Raw genomic sequence first — 4,362 nt, 5'->3', positions numbered from 1 at the left:
TCCTGAGCCTATTTTATTAAACCAGATTTTTGCCAAGCTTACTTCTTTAGGACGTATTCATCCCGTTTCTACGGGCGTTGAACCCTCGTAATTTGGCAAAGGTATTGCTTATTGAAAACTTTTTTGCCAAACTCAAGCAATATCGAGGGATTGCGACGCGCTATGATAAACGCGCTACCAACTTTCTGGGTGCAATTTATCTTGTTGCTTCTGTTATTTGGCTTAATTGATGACACGCCCTAGTAACAGTAAGCAAAAATTAAGCAATGGTAGAACTTACTTGCTCAAAAGCTTGATTGACAAGGGATTCAGCAGCCAATGCAGTGTACCTTTGTTGCGAGGTAATGGCTCAAAAGTTGAATTAAAATTTTGATGCCGAAATTTTAATTCAACACAGTCAATTACGGGGTAAAAGCAGCAAGACGGATTTTGCCGCCACACGTCGTCTGCAAGTATTACTCAGGCTATGTTTTAGAAAAAATTGACTTTAACGTAAAAATTTGGATTTGGCAGACCAGTTCGCTACAGCTACTTCAAATCGTACCATTTGAACCTCTCTAATTTTTAGAGTCTGAAATGCTTGTAAATTATTGCCATCACCGCCATAAGAAGTATGCGCTCAAGTGAAAACCTCTGCCATAAGAGAGATGGTTTTATTTAAACTGTTTTTTTAAATCAAGGTAATCCACAAAGACAAGCAAAGCTTACGATACAATTCATAGATTATAGATTGAGTACGGTAAGAATGATGTTGTATCTTATTGCTTAATTGATGACTGATTTTGAGTGTAAAAAAAGTAAATTTGTTAGATACTTTGCTATTAGCTTTCTAATAGATTGATATGCAATCAAGTATAGCTGAGAAAAAATTAAAACAGTTCGCTATATTTTTAGTGTAAAAATACCATATGGAGTGATTTTCTTGATTATTAGGCTGTTTATATTTGTGGGCTATCTTAAAACTATATTTCAATCAAAGGAGAATTTCACATAAGCATGGAAACTCCAACAAATTTGTTCAACAAAGAGCGAAAAAAGAGATAAAAACTGAGAAATAACCGTCAATTATTAGTAATATTTAGGAATAAAATTTTAGTTATAAAAACTCATTTAATTCATTAATTTTGCTCATTTATTAACAATCAATAGCGCCACTTTTTTTACATTTAATTTTGTTTAAATACTGATATAACTTTTAGTTTACCCCAGTAACATTGAGTTTGTAGTCCAACCTAAAACTTCTCAAAACCCTAAAAATCACAGAGAAAAAATGAAACTTTTAACGATCGACACCAAAAACAGTTGTTACGTTATTGACGCTAATGAAATGAACCACCTGCAACAAGATGTTGCTAGCTCTTTTACTTTGGAAAAAGGGACTTTTGATATAAAAATTACCAGTGGTCGCTATAGTTATGCTCAGAGCGAAACTGAAGGCGAACCTTTGGTTGTACTTTGGATATATGGGGTTGATGGTAGTACATTTATCAACAAAAACACAGGCGCTGAAACAGGTGCAACTTGGACAACTTTAAACGGATATAACAAGAAGTTACAGTTGGAAGTCAAAGAGAAAGCTGTTATCTGTGCTTTGTTCTTTGATGTGAATAATAGTGATAACAAAGGAGAGGTTAACCTTTTAGTTAGCAGTAGTAAACCATTTTTCAATCCTCAAACTATCACAGTTGACAGTAAGAAAAACTGTTATGTTCTTAATGAAAAAAGTCTCTCTAAACTGAAGCAACCAAATTCCAATTTTATTGAATTGGAACCAGGAAATTATAAGGTGAAAATTCGTGAAAGCAACGCTACGTATTGGTCTTCTGAGCAGAAATTCCAATTAGAACCTTGGGCTTTGCTATGGATTAAAGATGGAAGATTCGTTTCTAATCTTACTGGTATTGAAGTTGCAGAAACTTGGTGTTCGCTCAATGGATTACAAGACGAATTCATTTTAGAAGTCAAAGAAAAAACTACTATTTTAGGATTTTTCTTTGATACCTACAAAGAAGATAACAAAGGACAAGTTGTTCTAGAAATTAACACAGTCAGTAAGAGTGTAGTAGACGAAGGCTATAACAAACAGCCGAGACCGACAGTAACAGGAGTGCCAGACGGTAATGTGAATGAAGACAGGGTTACTATTGTCAGCTCTGGTGGTGGAACTAGCAGTGGAGGAGGTCGCTTCAGCAGTGAGAATGGTTTCAGCTTCAGTTTCGATCAAGATCAGATGGAGCAAATGTGGCAAGAGATAGCAGCCAGGCTCGAAAGCTCAGTAAGCGTAACGGCTCAAAAAGACGAAAATAAACAAGCCTACTGGGAAGGTCTTGAAAAATCGATACTCAAAGGCTATCAAAGCCAAGCTAAGACACTTGCTATGCAGGTAGCACGGCTTGAGTTCATGATGAAGACTCTCATACAACAAACTGAGGAAAATTTTAACCAAAGCTTCCAAGGTTGGTCTACTTACTTTAATAAAAATCTCAATGACTTGTTTATTACCAGAATTCCCAGAATAGTTAATGACCAGGTTCATCTGGCAATTACTGAACAAACCCAAGAAGTTAAAAACTTAGTAATTCAACAGATACAAACAGAACTCAATGAGCGTGTTGAATCTGTCGTTAATCTGAAGATTACTAATCAAGCTCAAGAAATTAAGACTTCAGTCGTTCAGCAAATGCAAACAGAACTGGAGCAACGCATTGAAAACGTTGTTAATGTCAAAATTACTAATCAATCTCAAGAAATTAACACTCAAGTCATTAACCAGATGTCAAATGACATTGACCAGCGAATTGATAATGCAGTTAATGTCAAAATTGCTAATCAATCTCAACAAATCAGCAATCAAGTAATTCAGCAGATACAAAATGACATCGATCAGCGTGTTGATAGTGTCGTGAGCCTGAAAATTTCTGATCAAACCCAGAATGTTAAAAATCTAGTGATTCAGCAAATGCAAACCTACGTTGAGCAACGTATTGACAATGTAGTTAACCTCAAAATTGCTAATCAAGCCCAAGAGATTAACACTCAAGTGGTTCAGCAGATGCAAAGCGACATCGATCAGCGTATTGATGCGGTAGTTAACCTCAAAATTGCTAATCACACCCCAAACATTAAGAGCCTGGTAGTCCAACAGATTGAAGCTGATTTCGATCAACGTATCAAGTCTGTTGTTAACCAATCTACAGGTAACAATGTTCAGTTAGTCGTTAATAATGTCGTCAACGAGCTTGATAATCGCATCAATGTCAACTTAGACAATAAAATTGTCAACTTCCGCAATGAAGTATCTACCCTCGTTAACAATGAGATTAACCAAAACTTCACGGAGTCTCTCAAAACAACGATTTTATCAGATATCAAAAAACAGCAGTTCTACATTGATATGCAGTCAATCAAAGCTGAGGTGGAGAACTTCTACGCCCGTTTAGGACAGTTTGAGAGCCAATTATATTTACGTGTTGAGCAGGGAGATACCCAACTTTATAATTGGACTCTCGAACAACTTATTGCCCTTCAAGGTTGCTTAACCGATCGCCAAGCTCTGGTTGAGATGTTTGAGGTCTTTGCCAGTAACCTTAAAGACGAACTGAATGGTGCTGAATGTGTTCATCCTAGTCGGTTTACCCCTTGGGTAAGAAGAACTTCGCAAGCACAACTTGAGCCTAAGCAGCCTCAGCAACTACCAAACGCTTAATTATTCCAACTACAGCTCTGACTTTTCACCCCACATTCCGCAGTTTAGTTAAGAAAGAAGATAATATTTTCGACAAGGAGCAGCTCTCATAAGAACAGGTAAAACTCATTCTTTAGGCAGTATTTTGTTGTCTGAATTTGATTATCTCTGAATTCTTAGCCTGGAAGTAACAATCAGGGGCATTCCACCAATTTAGGATTTCGTTGAATCGCCAACTAAAAGTCCTTCTACGTCTGTAATGAGATATTGCAGACGTAGAAATTTGCTCATACACATTTTTCACGTATCTACAAACTTGAAGAAGCTTCAGATATACCAGCAGCCGACTCTAGTTTGTCTACCTTGGGTTATGCAGCTTTAGATAAGCAAAGCTGACCGTAGATATAGATTTTACTCATATTAATAAGTTACTTAAATTTTGTAAAGTAGTTTAAAGTAATATCACAGGCAAAAATACAGTTGTCTGATTCATACAAAAATAACCGCAATCATAAAAACATGACCGCAACCTTACAACAGCGCAAGAGCGCCAACGTATGGGAACAGTTCTGCGAGTGGATTACCAGCACCAACAACCGCCTATACATCGGTTGGTTCGGAGTACTGATGATCCCCACCTTGCTAGCTGCAACCACCTGCTTCATCATCGCCTTCAT

1 protein-coding gene and 2 pseudogenes are annotated in these 4,362 nt (G+C 36.9%); all 3 read left to right on the top strand.

Features of this window, described 5'->3' with window-relative positions; genetic code table 11:
• Window positions 1-107: 107 nt before the first annotated feature.
• Window positions 108-230: pseudogene (locus tag H6G18_RS24390) on the top strand (transposase); the annotation flags it as partial.
• Window positions 231-1,270: 1,040 nt separating this feature from the next.
• Complete coding sequence (locus H6G18_RS24385) at window positions 1,271-3,706, top strand: hypothetical protein (protein ID WP_190409668.1); 2,436 nt, start codon at window positions 1,271-1,273, stop codon at window positions 3,704-3,706.
• Window positions 3,707-4,204: 498 nt separating this feature from the next.
• A pseudogene (locus H6G18_RS24380) lies at window positions 4,205-4,362 on the top strand (photosystem II q(b) protein); the annotation flags it as partial.

The organism is Anabaena subtropica FACHB-260, from assembly GCF_014697105.1.
Taxonomy (GTDB): domain Bacteria; phylum Cyanobacteriota; class Cyanobacteriia; order Cyanobacteriales; family Nostocaceae; genus Trichormus; species Trichormus subtropicus.
The sequence above is the reverse complement of the archived record's forward strand: the minus strand, read 5'-3'. Positions and strand labels throughout refer to the sequence as shown.